Annotated in this window: 18 protein-coding genes; 14 read left to right on the forward strand and 4 right to left on the reverse strand. The window is 71.1% G+C overall.

Going from position 1 to position 19959, the window contains the following annotated elements:
• The first annotated feature begins 4 nt into the window (after window positions 1–4).
• The 3 genes from AC067A_RS22470 to AC067A_RS22480 all read left to right on the forward strand — a co-directional run bounded on the left by AC067A_RS22470 (window position 5) and on the right by AC067A_RS22480 (window position 2969).
• Entirely contained in the window at window positions 5–1243 is a 1239-nt protein-coding gene (locus AC067A_RS22470; RefSeq protein WP_479244264.1) for a sensor histidine kinase, read from the forward strand.
• 395 nt (window positions 1244–1638) lie between these two features.
• Entirely contained in the window at window positions 1639–1935 is a 297-nt protein-coding gene (locus tag AC067A_RS22475) for a DUF4193 domain-containing protein (protein ID WP_003955561.1), read from the forward strand.
• Window positions 1936–1946: 11 nt separating this feature from the next.
• Window positions 1947–2969, forward strand: a complete 1023-nt coding sequence (locus AC067A_RS22480; protein WP_479244265.1) for a hypothetical protein — start codon at window positions 1947–1949, stop codon at window positions 2967–2969.
• Between the two features lie 206 nt (window positions 2970–3175).
• Here the strand turns inward: AC067A_RS22480 and AC067A_RS22485 are convergent, their stop codons facing one another.
• The gene (locus AC067A_RS22485) at window positions 3176–3679 is read right to left on the reverse strand and encodes a DUF3093 domain-containing protein (protein WP_479244266.1); all 504 of its coding nucleotides are present in this window, start codon (window positions 3677–3679) and stop codon (window positions 3176–3178) included.
• 58 nt (window positions 3680–3737) lie between these two features.
• Between AC067A_RS22485 and AC067A_RS22490 the strand changes: the two genes are divergently transcribed.
• The 4 genes from AC067A_RS22490 to AC067A_RS22505 all read left to right on the forward strand — a co-directional run bounded on the left by AC067A_RS22490 (window position 3738) and on the right by AC067A_RS22505 (window position 6500).
• Window positions 3738–4322 (forward strand): PaaI family thioesterase, encoded by a 585-nt coding sequence (locus AC067A_RS22490; protein ID WP_386303401.1) that lies wholly within the window; start codon window positions 3738–3740, stop codon window positions 4320–4322.
• Window positions 4322–4834, forward strand: a complete 513-nt coding sequence (dut, locus tag AC067A_RS22495) for a dUTP diphosphatase (protein WP_017237679.1) — start codon at window positions 4322–4324, stop codon at window positions 4832–4834. The genes AC067A_RS22490 and dut overlap by 1 nt, the downstream gene beginning before the upstream one ends.
• Window position 4835: 1 nt before the next feature.
• Window positions 4836–5600 (forward strand): DUF3710 domain-containing protein, encoded by a 765-nt coding sequence (locus AC067A_RS22500; protein ID WP_479244267.1) that lies wholly within the window; start codon window positions 4836–4838, stop codon window positions 5598–5600.
• Window positions 5601–5771: 171 nt separating this feature from the next.
• Window positions 5772–6500: an ABC transporter ATP-binding protein gene (locus tag AC067A_RS22505; RefSeq protein ID WP_479244268.1), complete on the forward strand. Its 729-nt coding sequence runs from the start codon at window positions 5772–5774 to the stop codon at window positions 6498–6500.
• Between the two features lie 51 nt (window positions 6501–6551).
• Here AC067A_RS22505 and AC067A_RS22510 read toward each other — a convergent pair whose 3' ends face one another.
• The gene (locus AC067A_RS22510) at window positions 6552–6956 is read right to left on the reverse strand and encodes a YciI family protein (RefSeq protein ID WP_479244313.1); all 405 of its coding nucleotides are present in this window, start codon (window positions 6954–6956) and stop codon (window positions 6552–6554) included.
• 196 nt (window positions 6957–7152) lie between these two features.
• Here AC067A_RS22510 and AC067A_RS22515 point away from each other — a divergent pair, with 196 nt between their 5' ends.
• From AC067A_RS22515 to AC067A_RS22530, 4 genes are all read left to right on the forward strand, one after another.
• Window positions 7153–9699 carry an ATP-binding protein gene (locus tag AC067A_RS22515; RefSeq protein WP_479244269.1) on the forward strand — a complete coding sequence of 849 codons (2547 nt, stop codon included), beginning with the start codon at window positions 7153–7155 and terminating at the stop codon, window positions 9697–9699.
• Between the two features lie 370 nt (window positions 9700–10069).
• Window positions 10070–10756 (forward strand): response regulator, encoded by a 687-nt coding sequence (locus AC067A_RS22520; RefSeq protein ID WP_479244270.1) that lies wholly within the window; start codon window positions 10070–10072, stop codon window positions 10754–10756.
• 167 nt (window positions 10757–10923) lie between these two features.
• Window positions 10924–11322 carry an OB-fold nucleic acid binding domain-containing protein gene (locus tag AC067A_RS22525; protein ID WP_073906407.1) on the forward strand — a complete coding sequence of 133 codons (399 nt, stop codon included), beginning with the start codon at window positions 10924–10926 and terminating at the stop codon, window positions 11320–11322.
• A 3-nt stretch (window positions 11323–11325) separates the two neighbouring features.
• Window positions 11326–12072: a DUF3159 domain-containing protein gene (locus AC067A_RS22530; RefSeq protein WP_479244271.1), complete on the forward strand. Its 747-nt coding sequence runs from the start codon at window positions 11326–11328 to the stop codon at window positions 12070–12072.
• A gap of 129 nt (window positions 12073–12201) precedes the next feature.
• Here the strand turns inward: AC067A_RS22530 and AC067A_RS22535 are convergent, their stop codons facing one another.
• Complete coding sequence (locus tag AC067A_RS22535; RefSeq protein ID WP_479244272.1) at window positions 12202–12879, reverse strand: potassium channel family protein; 678 nt, start codon at window positions 12877–12879, stop codon at window positions 12202–12204.
• The gene (locus AC067A_RS22540; RefSeq protein ID WP_017237685.1) at window positions 12879–13547 is read right to left on the reverse strand and encodes a potassium channel family protein; all 669 of its coding nucleotides are present in this window, start codon (window positions 13545–13547) and stop codon (window positions 12879–12881) included. Before AC067A_RS22540 ends, AC067A_RS22535 begins: the two co-directional genes overlap by 1 nt.
• Before the next feature lie 234 nt (window positions 13548–13781).
• Here AC067A_RS22540 and AC067A_RS22545 point away from each other — a divergent pair, with 234 nt between their 5' ends.
• The 3 genes from AC067A_RS22545 (at window position 13782) to AC067A_RS22555 (ending at window position 19575) form a co-directional block, all read left to right on the forward strand.
• Entirely contained in the window at window positions 13782–15833 is a 2052-nt protein-coding gene (locus tag AC067A_RS22545) for an APC family permease (RefSeq protein WP_479244273.1), read from the forward strand.
• A 73-nt stretch (window positions 15834–15906) separates the two neighbouring features.
• Window positions 15907–17235, forward strand: coding sequence for a class I SAM-dependent RNA methyltransferase (locus AC067A_RS22550; protein ID WP_479244274.1), 1329 nt, complete (start codon window positions 15907–15909; stop codon window positions 17233–17235).
• A gap of 354 nt (window positions 17236–17589) precedes the next feature.
• Window positions 17590–19575, forward strand: a complete 1986-nt coding sequence (locus AC067A_RS22555) for a serine/threonine-protein kinase (RefSeq protein ID WP_479244275.1) — start codon at window positions 17590–17592, stop codon at window positions 19573–19575.
• Window positions 19576–19959: the final 384 nt, after the last annotated feature.

Genomic DNA, 19959 nt, shown 5'->3' on the forward strand with positions numbered 1-19959 from the left:
CGTGATGGCCACGACACCGGCACCCCACCTCCAGGCGCCGCCGAAGCCGACCTGGGACCCGCGGGACCCGGTCCGCCCGCTGCTGCGCCCGACCATCCGGATACGTCTCACGCTGCTCTACGGCGGGATGTTCCTCATCGCGGGCATCCTGCTGCTCTCGATCATCTACCTCTTCACGGCGCAGGCCCTCGGCGACAGCGCGGCCCAGCTGCCGTTCAAGATCGTCAAGGGCGAGGTGCAACCGACCACGTCCTGGTGCCGGCTGCCCAACACGGGCACCGGCGACCAGTTCAACGACGCCGTCTCGGTCTGCCTGCGGCACCAGAGCGACCTGGCCCTCGACGACCTCCTGCGCCGCTCCCTCTTCGCCCTGCTCGGGCTGAGCATCATCGCCTTCGCCTTCGGCTACGCCATGGCCGGACGCGTGCTCTCGCCGCTCGGCCGGATCACCCGCACCGCCCGCCAGGTGGCCGGTTCCGACCTGGCCCGGCGGATCGAGCTGGACGGCCCCGACGACGAGCTCAAGGAGCTCGCCGACACCTTCGACGAGATGCTGGAGCGGCTCGAGCGGGCCTTCACCGCCCAGCAGCGGTTCGTCGCGAACGCCTCGCACGAGCTGCGCACCCCGCTCGCGATCAACCGGACCCTGCTGGAGATCCACGTCTCGGACCCCGAGGCTCCGCTGGCCCTCCAGCAGCTCGGCAAGACCCTGCTCGCCACCAACGAACGCAGCGAGCAGCTCGTCGAGGGCCTGCTGCTGCTCGCCCGGAGCGACAACCAGATCATCGAGCGCAAGGCCGTCGACCTCGCCGAGGTCGCCTCCCGGGCGATCGACCAGACGCACGCCGAGGCCGTGGCCAAGGGCGTCGAGATCCGGCGCGAGCTGGGTCCCGCGGTCGTCCAGGGCAACGGCGTCCTGCTGGAGCGGATCGCGCTGAACCTGCTCCAGAACGCCGTGCGGTACAACGTTCCGGAAGACGGGTGGGTGGAGGTCACGACGGACACCGAGCACGGCCAGGCGGTCCTGGTCATCTCGAACACGGGTCCGGTCGTTCCCGCGTACGAGATCGACAACCTCTTCGAGCCGTTCCGGAGGCTCCGCCAGGAGCGGACCGGCAGCGACAAGGGGGTCGGTCTCGGCCTGTCGATCGCCCGGTCCGTGGCCCGCGCCCACGGCGGCCGTATCATCGCGGAGCCCCGCGAGGGCGGTGGTCTCGTGATGCGCGTCACTCTGCCGATCTGACACACTGCACGAGCCGACCGGTTCCGTTCGCTTTGCGCGGAATTCCGGGACCCTGATTCTGAGACACGCATGTGTGATCGATCACAGGACAGGGTGTTCGGACCTCCACTCTCCGTGACCGAGAAATCCCTCGGAAAACCAGGAAAAGTCCGGGTTTCCAGGGCCCGGAATGACGGGAAGTACACGGGGTGGCGCCTGTGTAGGACGCCCGCCGGACCGTGTACGGTCCGGTTCGCCACCCGAAGCCGATCACTCGCGAGAGCGTGCGACGGGTGTCGATTGAGTAACAGACCTTGATGTGAGGCAAAATCTCCGCCTCAGGTCGGGCACAAGTCCGACCTCTCACGCGTTACGTGCGCTGGAGACACCGCAACCACCCAGAGGGGGAGAGCGACATGGCAACGGATTACGACACCCCACGCAAGACCGACGACGACGTCGACTCGGACAGCCTTGAAGAACTGAAGGCCCGCCGGAACGACAAGTCGACCTCGACCGTCGACGTCGACGAGTTCGAGGCCGCCGAAGGCCTGGAGCTTCCCGGCGCCGACCTCTCGAACGAGGAGCTGGCCGTCCGGGTCCTGCCCAAGCAGGCCGATGAGTTCACCTGCATGAGCTGCTTCCTCGTCCACCACCGCAGCCAGCTGGCCAGGGAGAAGAACGGTCAGCCGATCTGCCGCGACTGCGACTGAGGTCGCTCGTCGTGGCAGGCGACACACCGTCCCGGAAGCGGCGTCTGCGGCTCCCCGGGAGCCCGGGGACGCGCAAAGGCGGCTCAGGCCCGGCAGAGGGTGCCCAGGAGGCCCCCGAAGCCGTGCACACCGCCCCCCTGCCCTCTCCCGGCGCGCGTGACGACGAGCGGGGCCTCGCGGCCTCGCTCGAGGCGGTCACCGAGCCGGACCCGGCGGACGGTGAGCCGGGACGGACCGGCGGGAGTGACGTGGCGCGGCAGGACGGCCGTTTCGGCGCCGTCAGGCGGCTCGCCAACCCCGCGCGGGCCCAGCTCGACAAGATCAAGATCGACTCCGAGCGGATCGACGCCGTGCGACGCGGCGTCGCGCAGGGCGTTCGGCGCGGCGGCGACAGCGCCAAGGCCGGCATCGGCCACCTCGCCGACCGCCTGATCGACCTCGCCCCGCGGATCCCCGTCCGCGACCTGGCGGCCCTCCGGAGACAGTTCCCCGGGCTCGGCCCCGAGGAGCTCGCGGACAAGCTCGTCGCGGGCGCCGCAAACGCGAGCTCGACCGTCGGCGCGGGCGTCGGCGCCGCGGCCATGCTGCCGGTCCCCCCGGCCCTGCCGGCCGAACTGGCGGCCGAGATCACCGGCGTCGCCGCCGTGGAACTCAAACTCATCGCCGAACTGCACGAGGTGTACGGCCTGCGGCCCCCCGGCCGGCTCACCCAGCGCTCGGCGGCCTATCTGACGTCCTGGGCCGAGGAGCGGGGCATCGACCCCACCAAGCCCACCACGGTCAACGCGGCCCTCGGCGGCCAGCTCAAGCGCGAGCTGCGCCAGCAGATCATGAAACGCATGGTCCGCAACCTGCCGAACCTCATGCCCTTCATGGTGGGCGCCGCCGTCGGCGCGGTCATGAACCGCCGCGACACCAAGAAACTCGCCACGCGCATCCGCAAGGACCTGCGCGACCGCCAGATCCCCTGGGACGCCCTCCGCGACCTGCCTCCGCTGGAGCAGCCCGAGAACCCCAAGGAACTCGGCTTCTAGCCCGGCCACCCGGGTACCTTCCGCCGGATACGGCTCAGGGGCCCCGTGGGGCCCCTGAGATCGAGTCGGCGCGGGCCACTCGTCCGGCTTTCCCCGCGCGCTGCCCGGCGTGCTTCCGGGGCGGGCCGCCGTCCGGCTTCCCCGCGCGACCACCGGGCGTGCTTCCGGCGAGGGCCGGTGGCCGGCTTACCGCGCGGGCACCGGGTTCAGCTCCCGGCGGCGGTCCGTTCGGCCTCCAGCGCCGCCACCAGGGCCGCCGGCTCGCGGCTCGACAGGTACACGTACGGCGTCGGGTCCGCCGGGTCCGTCACCTCGACCCGCACCGCCCCCGGCACGTAGCTGCGCATCAGCATGAACGCGCGCGGATCGGCCTTGAAAGTGCGCCAGGCGCGCGCCTCCTCCGCGTCGAGCGCCTCGGCCGCCCCCAGCGCCGAGACCGGGATCCGGGCGTCCCCCGCCACCAGCGAACCGGCCACCACCCGGATCCGGGCGGAGCCGTACGAGGAGACCGCCATGCCCGCCAGCACCGCCGCCACGATCACACCGCCCAGCATCGGGACCGTGCCCAGCGGGAACATGACCAGACCGCCGGAGAGGCCCAGCAGGCCCACGATGACCCACCAGGAACGGGGCGCCGTCAGCCGCTCGTCGAAGTGCGGGCCGGCGGAGGGCGCGGGGGAGGGGGCCGGGGACGGTGCGGAAGGCTGCATGCGTCCAAGCTTGGCACGGCGCGACCCGCGCCCATCCGCGCGGGTAAGGTCTGCGCCTGTGACTGCAACATCTGCCGCCCTCACCCCGCCGGCCGACGCCATACCGCCGGTACGCCACCCCGACGCGCCGGCCCCCGGCGAGCTGCTCGGTTCCCACTACGAGTACTGCTTCGGGTGCGGCGGCGGCCAGCCCCACGGCCTCCACCTGGAAGCACGGGCGGGCGAGGGCGTGACCGTCACCGCCGAGTTCACGGTGACCCCCGACCACCAGGGCGCCCCCGGCCTCGCGCACGGCGGCGTGCTCGCCACCGCGCTCGACGAGACCCTCGGCTCCCTGAACTGGCTGCTGCGGGTCATCGCCGTGACCGGACGTCTGGAGACCGACTTCGTCCGGCCCGTCCCCGTCGGCACCGTCCTCCACCTGGAGGCCGCGGTCACCGCCGTGCACGGCCGCAAGATCTTCTCGACCGCGGTCGGCCGGATCGGCGGGCCCGAGGGCCCCGTCGCCGTCCGCGCCGACGCCCTCTTCGTCGAGGTCAAGGTCGACCACTTCATCGACAACGGCCGCCCGGAGGAGATCCAGGCCGCCATGTCCGACCCCGACCAGGTCCGGCGCGCCCGCGCCTTCGAGGTGAACCCCTGATGCGCAACCCTGTCGACGTACTCATCCGCCGCGTGGACCCCGAGGTGCCGATCCCGGCCTACGGGCACCCCGGCGACGCCGGGGCGGACCTGGTGACCACCGAGGCCGCCGTGCTCGCCCCCGGCGAGCGCGCCGTGCTGCCCACCGGGGTCTCCATCGCCCTGCCCGACGGGTACGCGGCCTTCGTGCACCCGCGCTCCGGTCTCGCGGCCCGCTGCGGAGTGGCGCTGGTGAATGCCCCGGGGACGGTCGATGCCGGGTACCGTGGAGAGATCAAGGTGATCGTGGTCAACCTCGACCCGCGCGAGAGCGTGCGGTTCGAGCGATTCGACAGGATCGCCCAACTTGTCGTCCAACAGGTCGAGAAGGTGCGCTTCCACGAGGTGGCGGAACTTCCCGGCTCGGCGCGGGCCGAGGGGGGCTTCGGGTCCACCGGCGGTCATGCCGCCGTGGACGGCACTACGGGTGGGAATCGATACGCTTCGGTCGTATCCGACCGGGAAGGACAGTGACGTGTTCGGACGTCGCAAGAAGAGCGGTGCCGCCGAGGACGCGGCGGGCGAGGCCGAGCAGGTCGTCGACGCGGTGGACGGCGAGGACGCGGACGACGCGGCCCCGCGCCGTGTGAACCTTCCGCCGGCGCCCCGGCCCGACGGGCCCTGGGACATCTCCGAGGTGGCCAAGCCCGACGAGGGCCGCGTGGACCTCGGCGGCGTCTTCGTGCCCGGAGTCGAGGGCATGGAGCTCCGCGTGGAGGTGGCCGGTGACGCGATCGTCGCCGCCACCGTCGTGCTGCGCGACAGCGCCGTACAACTGCAGGCCTTCGCCGCCCCCAAGAACGAGGGCATCTGGGGCGAGGTCCGCGACGAGATCGCCACGGGGATCATCCAGCAGGGCGGCGCCATCGACGAGGTCGAGGGCCCGCTGGGCTGGGAGCTGCGGGCCCAGGTCCCGGTGCAGCTGCCGGACGGCAACCGCGGCGTACAGACGGTCCGCTTCGTGGGCGTCGACGGCCCCCGCTGGTTCCTGCGCGGAGTGATCTCCGGGCAGGGCGCGGTCCAGCCCGAGGCGGCCGGACTCCTGGAGCAGATCGTCCGGGACACCGTCGTCGTCCGCGGCGACGGCCCGATGGCCCCCCGCGACCCGATCGTGCTCAAGCTGCCGAACGACGCGCAGATGGTGCCGGACGGCGTGCAGCAGGAGGAGCAGGAGAACTCCCGCTTCTCCGGCGGCATGGGCCAGCTCCAGCGCGGTCCGGAGATCTCCGAGCTCCGCTGAACCACCTCGTTTCGGCCGGTGGGCCGCTTCCCGTGCGCCTCGTACGGGAAGCGGCCCACCGGCCGTTCGCGCATCCCCCGTCTTCCACAGGCACAGGTCCCCGGCTCTGGCCGCGGGCGGCGGCCGCGGACCATACTGGCGGGCGCACATGTTCGAGGAGGGGGAACTCAGGTGAGTGAGAGCAGCACGGGGTCCGCGACGGCACTGGCCGAGGACCCGGCCGCCCTGCCGATGGTCCGCGTCGAGGACCTGCGCCGTTCGTACGGCACGGGCGAGGCGGCCGTCCACGCCCTGCGCGGGGTCTCCTTCGACATCCCGCGCGGCGAGCTCGTCGCGCTCAAGGGCCGCTCGGGCTCCGGCAAGACGACGCTCCTCAACCTCGTGGGCGGCCTCGACAGCGCCGACGGCGGCCGGATCGTCATCGACGGCACCGACCTCTCCACGCTCGGAGAGAACGGGCTCCTGGAACTGCGCCGCGACCGGATCGGCTTCATCTTCCAGTCCTTCGGACTGCTCCCGATCCTCTCCGCCGCCGAGAACGTCGGCGTCCCCATGCGCCTGCGCAAGGCGGACCCCAAGGAGCGCGACGAGCGGGTCGCCCTGCTGCTCGGCCTGGTCGGCCTCGCCGACCACGCGGAGCAGCGGCCCGGTGAGCTCTCCGGCGGCCAGCAGCAGCGGGTCGCCATCGCCCGCGCCCTCGCCAACAAGCCCGCCCTGCTCATAGCCGACGAACCCACGGGCCAGCTGGACGCGGAGACGGGCCTCGCCGTCATGCAGCTGCTCCGCGCGGTGGTCCGCAGCGAGGGCTGCACGGCTCTGGTCGCCACGCACGACCCCCAGCTCCTGGGCCTGGCGGACCGGGTCCTGGAGCTGAGCGACGGCGAGATCATCGAGCACTGAGGGGCGGCGGGCCGGGCCGGAGACCGGTCGACGGTCCCGCCCCGGCCCTGTTCAGTTCTCCGCGCCCGGTTCCGCCGGGGGCTCGGACATGACCTCGCGGACCTCGATCGGCATGTTGACGGGGGCGCCGCCGGGGCCGGGCGCCGCCGACACCTCGGCGGCGATCGCCACGGCACGCTCGACCGAGGGGACCTCGACGATCCACCAGCCGGCCAGGAACTCCTTGGTCTCGGCGAAGGGCCCGTCGGTCACCAGCGCCGAGCCGTCCGCCGCCGCCCGGACGATCCGAGCCGTCTCCGGCATCGCGAGCCCCTGCGCGTCGACCAGCTCTCCCGCCGCCGCCAGCTTCTCGTTCGTGGTCCGCATGAAGGCGATGTGCGCGCGGATCTCCTCGGGCCGCCACTCCGTGAGGGAGGGGACGTCGAGGCTCTGCGCGTTGAACTGCATCAGCAGCATGTACTTCACGGGGTGCTCCTCGGGTGTGCGTCACGTCCCGGGCGGTGCCCGGGGCCACTGTCACGGTGAGGTCGGAGCCGGTCCGGCGTTCTCGACACCGGGAGCCGGAGGAATCGACATCAGAATCACGTCAATACCGCACCGGGGCCTCTCGCCGTGCGCGTAATGTCCGTTTGGCTGGACGTATGGTCGAGCCATGGGACGCGGCAAGCTTCGGATCTACCTCGGCGCTGCGCCGGGCGTCGGCAAGACCTACGCGATGCTCTCCGAGGGGCGCCGGCGGGTCGGGCGCGGCACGGACTGCGTGGTGGCCTTCGTGGAACACCACGGACGGCCGCGCACGGAGGCCATGCTGCACGGCCTGGAACAGGTCCCGCGCCGCACCCTGGACCACCGCGGGACGGCCTTCACCGAGATGGACGTCGACGCGGTCCTGGCCCGCCGCCCCGCCGTCGCCCTCGTCGACGAGCTCGCCCACACGAACGTGCCCGGGTCCAGGAACCCCAAGCGGTGGCAGGACGTCGCCGAGCTCCTCGCCGCGGGCATCGACGTCGTGTCGACGGTCAACATCCAGCACCTGGAGTCCCTGGGCGACGTCGTCGAGTCGATCACGGGGGTGCGGCAGCGGGAGACCGTCCCCGACGAGATCGTGCGCCGGGCGGACCAGATCGAACTCGTCGACATGAGCCCGGAGGCCCTCCGGCGCCGGATGGCCCACGGCAACGTCTACACCTCGGACAAGGTCGACGCGGCCCTCTCCAACTACTTCCGCCCCGGCAACCTCACCGCGCTGCGCGAGCTGGCCCTGCTGTGGACCGCCGACCGGGTCGACGAGTACCTCCGGCAGTACCGGGGCGAGCACAACATCCGCTCCACCTGGCAGGCCAGGGAGCGGATCGTCGTCGGCCTGACCGGAGGCCCCGAGGGACGCACGCTGATACGGCGCGCCACCCGGCTCGCCGAGAAGGGCGCGGGAGGCGAGGTCCTCGCCGTCTACATAGCCCGCAGCGACGGGCTCACCGCCGCCTCGCCCAAGGAGCTGGCCGTCCAGCGCACCCTGGTCGAGGACCTCGGCGGAACCTTTCACCACGTCATCGGCGACGACGTCCCCTCCGCGCTCCTCGAGTTCGCCCGAGGGGTCAACGCCACCCAGATCGTCCTGGGCTCCAGCCGCCGCCGCTCCTGGCAGTACGTGTTCGGTCCCGGCGTCGGACAGACCGTCGCCCGGGACTCCGGGACCGACCTGGACGTCCACATCGTGACCCACGGCGAGGTCGCGAAGGGGCGGGGCCTGCCGGTCGCGCGCGGCGCCCGGCTGGGCCGCTCCCGCATCCTCGGCGGCTGGCTCGTCGGTGTCGGCGGACCCGTCGCCCTCGCCCTCCTCCTCACCCATGTCGACGCCGACCTAGGCCTCGCCAACGACATGCTGCTCTTCCTCGCCCTGACGGTCTCCGCGGCCCTCCTCGGCGGCTTCGTGCCGGCGCTCGCCTCGGCCGCCGCCGGCTCCCTGCTCCTCAACTGGTTCTTCACCCCGCCCGTCCACCGGCTCACCGTCGCCGACCCCAAGAACATCGTCGCCATCGCCGTCTTCCTCGGCGTCGCGATGTCGGTCGCCTCGGTGGTCGACCTGGCCGCCCGCCGTACCCACCAGGCCGCCCGGCTGCGCGCCGAGTCCGAGGTCCTCTCCTATCTCGCGGGCAGCGTGCTGCGCGGCGAGACCAGCCTGGAGGCCCTCCTCGAACGGGTCCGCGAGACCTTCTCCATGGAGTCGGTGGCCCTCCTGGAGCGCGCCGACGGCGCCGAGCCGTGGACGCGGGCGGCGAACGTGGGCCCGCACCCGGCGGCACGGCCCGAGGACGCCGACGTCGACATGCCGGTCGGCGACCATCTCGCCCTCGCCCTGACGGGCCGTGTGCTGCCGGCGGAGGACCGGCGGGTGCTGGGCGCCTTCGCCGCCCAGGCCGCCGTCGTCCTCGAACGGCAGCGCCTGGTCGGCGAGGCCGAGGAGGCCAGGAAGCAGGCCGAGGGCAACAAGATCCGTACGTCCCTGCTCGCGGCGGTCAGCCACGACCTGCGGACGCCCCTGGCGAGCATCAAGGCCTCCGTGTCCTCGCTCCGCTCCGACGACGTCGAATGGTCCGAGGAGGACCGTGCCGAGTTCCTGGCGGGCATCGAGGCCGGCGCCGACCGCCTCGACCACCTCGTCGGCAACCTCCTCGACATGTCCCGGCTCCAGACCGGCACCGTCACTCCTCTGATCCGGACCGTCGACCTCGACGAGGTCGTGCCCATGGCCCTCGGGGGAGTGCCGGACGGCAGCGCCGAGCTCGACATCCCCGAGTGGCTGCCGATGGTCGACGTCGACAAGGGACTCCTGGAGCGCGCCGTCGCCAACATCGTGGAGAACGCCGTGAAGTACAGCCCCGGGGGCACGCCCGTCGCCGTCTCCGCCAGCGCGCTGGGGGACCGGGTCGAACTGCGGGTCGTGGACCGCGGGCCCGGCGTCCCCGACCACGCCAAGGACCGGATCTTCGAGCCCTTCCAGCGCTTCGGCGACGCCCCGCGCGGCTCCGGCGTCGGCCTCGGGCTCGCCGTGGCCCGCGGTTTCGTGGAGTCCATGGGCGGGACCATCGGCGCCGAGGACACCCCGGGCGGCGGCCTGACGATGGTCCTCACCCTCCGGGCCGCGCCGGGCGGGCCCCAGGCGCCCCCCGCCGCCCTCCCGGCCCACGCCGTGACCTGATGCGCACCGACGTGAACGGCACCCCGGCCGTGCGGCCCGACGGGTCCGCTGTGACCGCCGCCGCCGTGGTCGTGGCCGTGACGCTTCGGCGTGACCGCAGCCCCCGGCGTGGTCGTGACGCCCCACCGTGACCGCAGCCCCGGGCATGGTCGTGACGCCCCGCCGTGACCGCCTCCGCGACCGTGGGCCTGACGGCCTCGTCGTGACCGCCGGCCCGGGCGTGGTCCTGACGGCCGTCGTGACCGCCGGCCCCGGCCGTGGCCCGACAGCGGCCACCGCGCCCGTACGAGATCCGGGAGCGAACCAGGACCCGTACCGCGCCCGTCCTCTTCCCCGTACAGCAATTTCCAGCAGAAGGTAGGCCCCCTCCATGACCCGGGTCCTCGTGGTCGACGACGAGCCGCAGATCGTCCGTGCCCTGGTGATCAACCTCAAGGCGCGGAAGTACGAGGTCGACGCCGCGGCCGACGGTGCCGCCGCCCTCCGGCTGGCCGCCGAACGCCACCCCGACGTCGTCGTCCTCGACCTCGGCCTGCCCGACATGGACGGCGTCGAGGTCATCAAGGGCCTCCGCGGCTGGACCAGGGTGCCGATCCTGGTCCTCTCGGCCCGGCAGACCTCCGACGAGAAGGTCGAGGCGCTCGACGCGGGCGCCGACGACTACGTCACCAAGCCCTTCGGCATGGACGAGCTGCTCGCCCGGCTGCGCGCGGCCGTGCGCAGGGCCGAGCCGGTCGGCGGCGCCGAGGACGGGGTCGTCGTGGTGGAGGCCGCGGGCTTCACCGTCGACCTGGCCGCGAAGAAGGTCCACCGCGACGGCCGGGACGTCCGGCTCACCCCCACCGAGTGGCACCTCCTGGAGGTCCTCGTCCGCAACAGCGGCCGGCTGGTCAGCCAGAAGCAGTTGCTCCAGGAGGTCTGGGGACCGTCGTACGGCACCGAGACCAACTACCTCCGCGTGTACATGGCGCAGCTCCGCCGGAAGCTGGAGGCCGACCCCTCGCACCCGCGCCACTTCGTCACCGAACCGGGCATGGGGTACCGCTTCGAACGGTGAACGGACGACGAGCGGACGACGAGCGGACGACGAGAGGACCTCGGACGGACCGCGGACGGGCCTCGAACGGCCCGCGGACGACCTGCGGACGGCCCGCGGACGGACCGCGAACCGGACGGTCGTCCGGGGCCGGTCTCGGTGACAGCGGCGGCCGGTACGCTTTCTGTATGAGTGCTGCACCACGTACAGAGAAGCCGGCCGGTCGGTTCCGCCGGATGCTCGACCGGCTCTCCTCCTCCCCGGAGGACCTGGAGTCGGAGGAGCTCCAGGAGGACGCCGAAGCGTCGGGGTGCACTCGTATCTGCGACTGCTCCGACCGCCAGATAGTCAAGGTGACTGGTACCTTGCGCACGGTCACGCTGCGTCCCCGGGCCGGTGTACCCGCGCTGGAGGCCGAACTCTTCGACGGCACGGCACCGCTCGACGTCGTCTGGCTCGGCCGCCGCTCCATCGTGGGCATCGAGCCGGGCCGCAAGCTGATCGCCTCCGGCCGGATCTCGATGAGCCACGGCCGGCGGGTCCTCTTCAACCCCAAATACGAGCTCCGACCGCTCGGACAGGAGTAGCCGGTGACGTCCCTCGACAAGCCGACGGCGGCCCAGTCGACCCCGGACCAGAAGACCCAGGCCGACAAGGCGGTGACCGAGGCCGCGCTCTCCGAGGCCTTCGGCGGTGTGCGCGGCATGGTCGAGACGGTCGTGCCCGGCCTGCTGTTCGTCACGATCTTCACGGTCAACAAGAACCTGCACGTCTCGGCGATCGCCGCACTCGCGGTCTCGCTGGTCCTGGTCGCCGTCCGGCTGATCCGCCGGGACACCGTCAAGCACGCCTTCAGCGGCGTCTTCGGGGTCGCCTTCGGCGTCGTCTTCGCGATGATGACGGGCAACGCCAAGGACTTCTACCTGCCGGGCATGCTGTACACCCTGGGCCTCGCCCTCGCGTACATCATCACGGCGCTCGCCGGCGTTCCCCTGATCGGCCTGATCCTCGGCCCGGTCTTCAAGGAGAACCTCTCCTGGCGCACCCGCAACCCGGGCCGCAAGAAGGCCTACACGAAGGCCAGCTGGGCCTGGGGCCTGATCCTGCTCGGCAAGTGCGCGATCCTCTTCCCGATGTACTGGTGGGCCGACACGACCAAGTTCGGCTGGGTCCTGGTCGCCCTGAAGATCCCGCCGTTCCTCCTCGCGGTCTACCTCACCTGGCTGTTCCTCGCGAAGGCCCCGGCGCCGATCGACGTGTTCGCCGAGATGGAGGCCGAGGAGCGCGCCGAGAAGGAGCGCAAGGCCGCCGCCTCGCAGAGCCACCCGGAGTCCTGAGGCGGTGCGCGCCGGCCGCGCTGAGGCGGCACACGCCGGCCGCGCGGAGCCACCCGGAGTCCTGAGACGGCATACGGAAGGGCCCGGACCTGTTCGCCAGGTCCGGGCCCTTCCGTATGCCGGTACCGATCAGGACTCGGTGGTCTCGCGGCGGACCTGCAGCAGGTCCTCCAACTGCTCCTCACGGGCCTGGGCGGCCACGAACAGCAGCTCGTCACCGGCCTCCAGGGTCTCCTCGGCGCTCGGCGTCAGCACCCGCGAACCGCGGATGATCGTCACCAGCGAGGTGTCCTGCGGCCAGGCCACGTCCCCGACGGCGGTACCGGCGACGGCCGACTCCGGCGGGAGCGTCAGCTCGACCAGGTTCGCGTCGCCGTGGCTGAAGCGGAGCAGCCGGACCAGGTCGCCGACGCTCACCGCCTCCTCCACCAGGGCCGACATCAGACGCGGCGTCGAGACGGCGACGTCCACGCCCCAGGCCTCGTTGAACAGCCACTCGTTCTTCGGGTTGTTCACGCGGGCCACCACCCGCGGCACGCCGTACTCGGTCTTGGCGAGCAGCGAGACGACCAGGTTCACCTTGTCGTCGCCGGTCGCCGCGATCACCACGTTGCAGCGCTGCAGCGCCGCCTCGTCGAGCGACGTGATCTCACAGGCGTCGGCGAGCAGCCACTCCGCCTGCGGCACCCGCTCCACCGAGATGGCGGTCGGCGCCTTGTCGATGAGCAGGACGTCGTGCCCGTTCTCCAGGAGCTCGCCCGCGATGGACCGGCCCACCGCACCCGCGCCCGCAATAGCGACACGCATCAGTGACCGCCCTCCTCGGGACCCTCGGCGAAGGCCTCCTCGACCTTCGCGATCTCGTCCGTACGCATCATCACGTGCACCAGGTCACCTTCCTGGAGCACCGTCTGAGAGGTCGGCAGAATCGCTTCGCCCAGCCGGGTGAGGAAGGCGACGCGGACGCCGGTCTCCTCCTGGAGCCGGCTCACCTTGTGTCCGATCCACGCGGGGGAGGTGTGCACCTCGGCGAGCTGCACGCCGCCGCTCGGGTCGCGCCACAGCGGCTCGGCGCCGGACGGCAGCAGCCGCCGCAGCATCTGGTCGGCGGTCCACCGGACCGTCGCGACCGTCGGGATCCCCAGGCGCTGGTAGACCTCGGCGCGACGCGGGTCGTAGATCCGCGCCGCCACGTTCTCGATGCCGAACATCTCGCGGGCGACCCGCGCGGCGATGATGTTCGAGTTGTCGCCGCTGCTCACCGCGGCGAAGGCACCGGCCTCCTCGATGCCGGCCTCACGCAGCGTGTCCTGGTCGAACCCCACGCCCGTGACGCGCCGACCGCCGAAACCCGACCCCAGACGACGGAAAGCCGTCGGGTCCTGGTCCACGACCGCGACGGTGTGCCCCTGCTGTTCGAGGGTCTGCGCGAGAGCGGCTCCCACTCGCCCGCAGCCCATGATGACGATGTGCACGTCCCCTTACCCCGCACTCCTGATCGCCTTGCTGACCTGCGAAAACACCCTGCTCACAACTTTCCTCGCCCGATGCGCCCGGGCCGCGGCGGGCAACGCCCTGCCGGGTTGCCCGGTCCGAGCTTATGCGGCAACGCTGGCCGGGACCGCATCCGAGGTGGTACTCAGGGAGATTCGGTGCCGATCGGGGGTGCCGGTGCGCGTGGCTCTTTTCGAACGCTTACGATCCTCTCCGTGTCCAAACTGACCGACGTGCCCAAACGGATCCTGATCGGGCGGGCCCTGCGCAGCGACAAGCTCGGGGAGACCCTTCTCTCCAAGCGCATCGCCCTCCCCGTCTTCGCCTCCGACCCGCTGTCCTCGGTTGCGTACGCACCCGGCGAGGTGCTGCTCGTCCTCTCCGTCGCCGGCCTGTCGGCCTACCACTTCAGCCCGTGGATCGCGCTCGCGGTCGTCGTCCTGATGTTCACGGTCGTCGCGTCCTACCGGCAGAACGTGCACGCGTACCCCAGCGGCGGCGGCGACTACGAGGTCGCGAACACCAACCTCGGGCCGAAGGCCGGACTCACCGTCGCGAGCGCCCTGCTCGTCGACTACGTCCTCACCGTCGCGGTGTCGATCTCCTCGGGCATCGAGAACCTCGGCTCGGCGGTCCCCTTCGTCGTCGAGCACAAGGTGGCCTGCGCGGTCGGCGTGATCGTGCTGCTCACCGTCATGAACCTGCGCGGTGTGAAGGAGTCGGGCTCCCTCTTCGCGATCCCGACGTACGTCTTCGTCGCCGGCGTCTTCATCATGATCCTCTGGGGCGCGTACCGGGGCATCGTCCTCGACGACACCATGAAGGCGCCCACCGCCGACTTCGAGATCAAGCCCGAGCACCAGGGACTGGCCGGCTTCGCGCTCGTCTTCCTGCTGCTGCGCGCGTTCTCCTCCGGCTGTGCCGCGCTCACCGGCGTCGAGGCCATCTCCAACGGCGTCCCGGCCTTCCGCAAGCCGAAGTCGAAGAACGCCGCCACCACCCTCGCCCTCATGGGCGGCCTGGCCGTCACCATGTTCTGCGGGATCATCTTCCTCGCCATGGCCACCGACGTGCGCATGGCCGAGAAGCCCGCCGAGGACCTCCTGAACAACGGCGTCCCGGTCGGCCCGGGGTACGTCCAGGACCCCGTCATCTCCCAGGTGGCCGCCGCCGTCTTCGGCGACGGGACGTTCTTCTTCGTCGTCCTCGCCGCCGCGACCGCGCTCGTCCTCTTCCTGGCCGCCAACACCGCGTACAACGGCTTCCCGCTCCTCGGCTCCATCCTCGCCCAGGACCGCTACCTGCCGCGCCAGCTGCACACCCGCGGCGACCGCCTCGCCTTCTCCAACGGCATCGTGCTCCTCGCCGGCGCCGCCGCCCTCCTCGTATGGGTCTACGGAGCCGACTCGACCCGGCTGATCCAGCTGTACATCGTCGGCGTCTTCGTCTCCTTCACCCTCAGCCAGATCGGCATGGTCCGGCACTGGAACCGGCACCTGAAGACGGAGCGCGCACCCGCCAAGCGCCGCCACATGATCCGCTCCCGCGCGATCAACGCCTTCGGCGCCTTCTTCACCGGCCTCGTCCTCGTCGTCGTCCTCGCCACCAAGTTCACCCACGGCGCCTGGGTCGCCCTGCTCGGCATGGTGATCTTCTACGGCACGATGACCGCGATCCGCCGGCACTACGACTCCGTCGCCGCGGAGATCGCCGCCGCCGAGGAACGCCCCGACGAGTACGTGCGCCCCTCCCGGGTCCGCTCCATCGTCCTCGTCTCCAAGCTCCACAAGCCCACCCTGCGCGCCCTGGCCTACGCCAAGCTCATGCACGCCGGCGAGCTGGAGGCGCTCACCGTCAACGTCGACCCGGCCGAGACGAAGGCGCTCAAGGAGGAGTGGGAACGCCGCAACATCAACGTCCCGCTCAAGATCCTCGACTCCCCGTACCGAGAGATCACCCGCCCGGTGATCGAGTACGTCAAGAACATGCGCCGCGAGAGCCCGCGCGACGCCGTCTCCGTCTACATCCCGGAGTACGTCGTCGGCCACTGGTACGAGCACCTGCTCCACAACCAGAGCGCCCTGCGGCTCAAGGGACGCCTCCTCTTCACCCCGGGCGTCATGGTGACCTCGGTCCCCTACCAGCTCCAGTCCTCCGAGGCCGCGAAGAAGCGGGCCCGCAAGCGCCAGGAGTGGAACGCGCCCGGCTCGGTCCGCCGCGGGCCGGTGGAGAAGCGCCAGAAGGAACCGACCTCAAAGAACAACTAGACTGGTGGGCTGCCGTCCAAACGGCAGCCCACGGTCACCTCCCCCAGTTCCTCCCCCTTGGAGTCTCCCCGCCATGCAGAACACCCCTGTTTCGTCGTTGGTCGGGGAAGAGTACGAGGTCGAGGTCGGGCCGGTCGCCCACGGCGGCCACTGCATCGCCCGCACCGAAGCGGGCCGCGTCCTCTTCGTCCGCCACGCGCTGCCCGGCGAGAAGGTCGTCGCCCGCGTCACCGAGGGCGAGGAGACGTCCCGCTTCCTGCGTGCGGACGCGATCACGATCCTCGACCCGTCCAAGGACCGCGTCGAGGCCCCCTGCCCCTTCGCGGGCCCGGGCAAGTGCGGCGGCTGCGACTGGCAGCACGCCAAGCCCGGCGCCCAGCGCCGCCTCAAGGGCGAGGTCATCGCCGAGCAGCTCCTGCGGCTCGCCGGACTGACCCCCGAGGAGGCCGGCTGGGACGGCACGGTCATGCCCGCCGAGGGCGACAAGCTCCCCGCCGGCCAGGTCCCGCAGTGGCGCACCCGCGTCCAGTACGCCGTCGACGCCGAGGGCCACGCGGGCCTGCGCAAGCACCGCTCCCACGAGGTCGAGATCATCGACCACTGCATGATCGCCGCCGAGGGCGTCTCGGAACTCGGCATCGAGAAGCGCACCTGGGAAGGCATGGCCGCCGTCGAGGCCATCGCCGCCTCCGGCTCCCACGACCGCCAGGTCATCCTGACCCCCAAGCCCGGCGGCCGCCTCCCGCTGGTGGAACTGGACAAGCCGGTCTCCGTCCTCCGCGTCGACGAGAAGGACGGCGGCGTCCACCGCGTCCACGGCCGCGCCTTCGTCCGCGAGCGTGCCGACGAGCGCACCTACCGCGTCGGCAACGGCGGCTTCTGGCAGGTCCACCCGAAGGCCGCGCATACCCTGATGCTCGCCGTCATGCAGGGCCTGACCCCCCGCAAGGGCGAGACGGCCCTCGACCTCTACTGCGGCGTCGGCCTCTTCGCGGGCGCCCTCGCCGACCGCGTCGGCGACCAGGGCGCGGTCCTCGGCATCGAGTCCGGCAAGCGCGCGGTGGAGGACGCCCGCCACAACCTCGCCGACTTCCCGCGCGTCCGCATCGAACAGGGCAAGGTCGAGTCGGTCCTCCCGCGCACGGGCATCACGGAGGTCGACCTCATCGTCCTGGACCCCCCGCGCGCCGGCGCCGGAAAGCAGACGGTCAACCACCTCGCGGGCCTGGGCGCCCGCCGCATCGCCTACGTCGCCTGCGACCCGGCAGCCCTGGCCCGAGACATCGCCTACTTCGCGGACCGCGGCTACAAGGTCCGCACCCTGCGCGCCTTCGACCTCTTCCCGATGACCCACCACGTGGAGTGCGTGGCGATCCTGGAGCCGGTGAAGAAGGACGCCTGACCTGGGGTTTTGTGCGTGCGCGGTAGGTGCGGTGTGGGCGTTACGGGCGATGTCTTGACGCTGAGATGACGCTCATTTGACGCTCGTTCTGATGGGGCGTCAGTCGATTGTCGGGGAGCGCCGGGCCGCGGCGCGCACCGATGAACAGACGCGCTGCGGCGAAAGCGACGGAGCACGGCGAGCGAGTCTCGTCGGCTCCGTTTCGCTCTTGTGTGCTCGATGAGGAAGCGTTGCCGACCATTGCCTGAGAAGGCAGTGCCTATCGCCTCGACGCGCAGCTAATATCCAGCTCTCAGGTACCGGCATGCGTCCGGCCTTTGGCCTGCTGCACGTCTGAAGGAGATCGGAAGCCCGGTGAGCAGTGCTCGTTCTGGGGGGCGGGTGCTGGCTGCCCACCCCGGTGACCCCAAGGGCGTCGGCCCCTACCGGATCATCGGTCGCCTCGGCTCAGGGGGCATGGGCACGGTGTTCGCCGGCCTCGACGCCGCCGGTCTGCGGGTCGCGGTCAAGGTCGTCCACCCGGCCCAGGCGGACGACGCGGAGTTCCGGGCGCGCTTCCGCCGAGAAGTCCAGCTCTCCGCCCGTGTCCAGGGCCCCTGCCTCGTACCCCTGATCGCGGCTGACACCGAAGCACCGTCACCGTGGCTGGCCACTGCCTATGCCCCAGGGCTCACCCTCGATCGGTACATCGCCGAGCACGGGCCGCTGGCTGGTGGAACCCTCTACGCCTTTGCTACGGGCACAGCCCAGGCTCTCGCGGCCATTCACGCCGCGGGTGTCGTCCACAGGGACGTCAAGCCGCAGAACGTCATCCTGACCCCGGTCGGTCCCCGAGTCCTGGACTTCGGCATCGCTCATGCCGCCGACGGCACATCCGTGACGCGCACCGGCATTCTGACCGGAACCCCAGGATGGATCAGCCCCGAGCACTACCGCACCGGTACAACGGGTCCCGAGGGCGACATGTTCGTCTGGGGCGCCCTCATAGCCTTCGCCGCCACCGGTCGCGCGCCCTTCGGCGGGGGAGCCCCCGACGCGGTCGCCTACCGGGTCATGTCCGAGGATCCTGATCTGCGTGGTCTTCCTGGCGAACTCCACGCCATCGTGCGCAGCGCTCTCGCCAAGGAGCCGGGGGATCGAGCCACCGCGTGGGACGCTGCCGAGACATGTGCCGTCCTCCTCGCAGCACAGGCCACACAGGTTGCGCCGACGGGTGCGGAGCCGACATTGGTGGGCGATCTCGTCGCTGCCCAGTGGGCCGTCCCCACTCTGGACGACCCGAACTGGAGACGTCCTGCCCGCTCCAGCAGACGACTCGTCGGCATCGCGGCGGTGGTGGGCACTGTCATAGGTGGCCTGGCGGGTGGAGCGCTGGCCCTGCAGCCCGACAAGACGGAAACGGCTTCGACGAGTTCCCGTCCTCCCGCCAGCGCATCCCCCAGCAAGACTGCCACCATGCCGGCTTCCGCTTCGCCCGCAAGCTCCCAGGCTGTGGTGGGAGCCGCGTCATCCCCTACTCCTGCGAACGCGGACGAGGCGACGATCGCCACGTGGCGTGCAGCTCGTCGTGCCAAAGGAGAAGCGGAGATCGAGACCGAGGCCGCACTCGGGCACGACCTCAGCTACGGCATGGGCGAGGACTACAACTACAGCGGTCAGTACGACGTGGGCTACGCCCCGGCCCGGAGAGAGCTCTACATAACCATTAGCGGCCCGGCCGTGGAGTCACGCGTCGTGCAGGGAGTGGCCAAGAACGCCTGCCTCACCTTGCGCATGATGGCAGACATCTACAAGTCCCTTCCGTATGACGAGTACGTCCTGGTCGACAACACCACATCCACGGCGCCGGCGATTGTGTGGGAGGACGACTTCCGCGCCAACACCGGCTGTATCACGCAGACCATCGACCGCACTGCCGCCGACCCCGGGCAGGCCCCGAGCTGGTACCCCACTGAAGGAGGACTGGCCGCGGCCCAGATCCCCAGCGTCGACAAACGCGAAATCAGGGTGGCAACCGAGGCGGTCCACCAGCTCTTTGCCGACTGGAACGCCAACTCCCGTCTGTTCGAAGACCCCCGGTATATCAGCGACGAGAACACCAGCATCGGCTTCGCTCCGCACGAAGGCGCGATGTACGTGTGGGCCACGAAACCCGAGTGGGACCAGAGCACGCGAGAGGAGTGGGCAGAGGCCGCCGCCGGCGTGGCCTGCCGGACAGTTCTCGCGGAATCTCGCGCGGGGCAGGGATGGGGCTACGCCCAGTACGCGGTGGCGGTCCTCGGTGGCGCTGGAGGTACGGAGTTCCTTCGTTGGGGCACGGCCGGCAGCTGTACGAGCTGACCTCCCCTCAAGCCGTTGTTGCACCTGGCAGAGGTCAACCGAACGCGACGTTTGTCGATCTGATCGGAGGACCTTGGGCCTGCCAGCCCAGCGAGTGCACCCCGCTGGGCTGGCATCGAGGTTCGGTGAGGCGTGGTCTGGCGGAGGCTCGGGGAGTAGGTTGGCTCCCCGTTGGACGGGGTGCTCAGCGAGGCGGATAGGTGGCCGACGTGGTGGCTATCGGGTCCGGGGATGTGGCGAGGACGCGCTGCGGGTGATTGCCGCCGTGGAGATCATGAGGTTGGTGGTGATTCCTGCGGTGAGCTGTCGACGGTTTGATGGCCTGGGTCGCTGTCATGTGCCTCTGCGGAATGGCTTCGTCCAGCTTGCCTGATCAGGTTTCGG

The organism is Streptomyces sp. NPDC043176 (genome assembly GCF_056436715.1).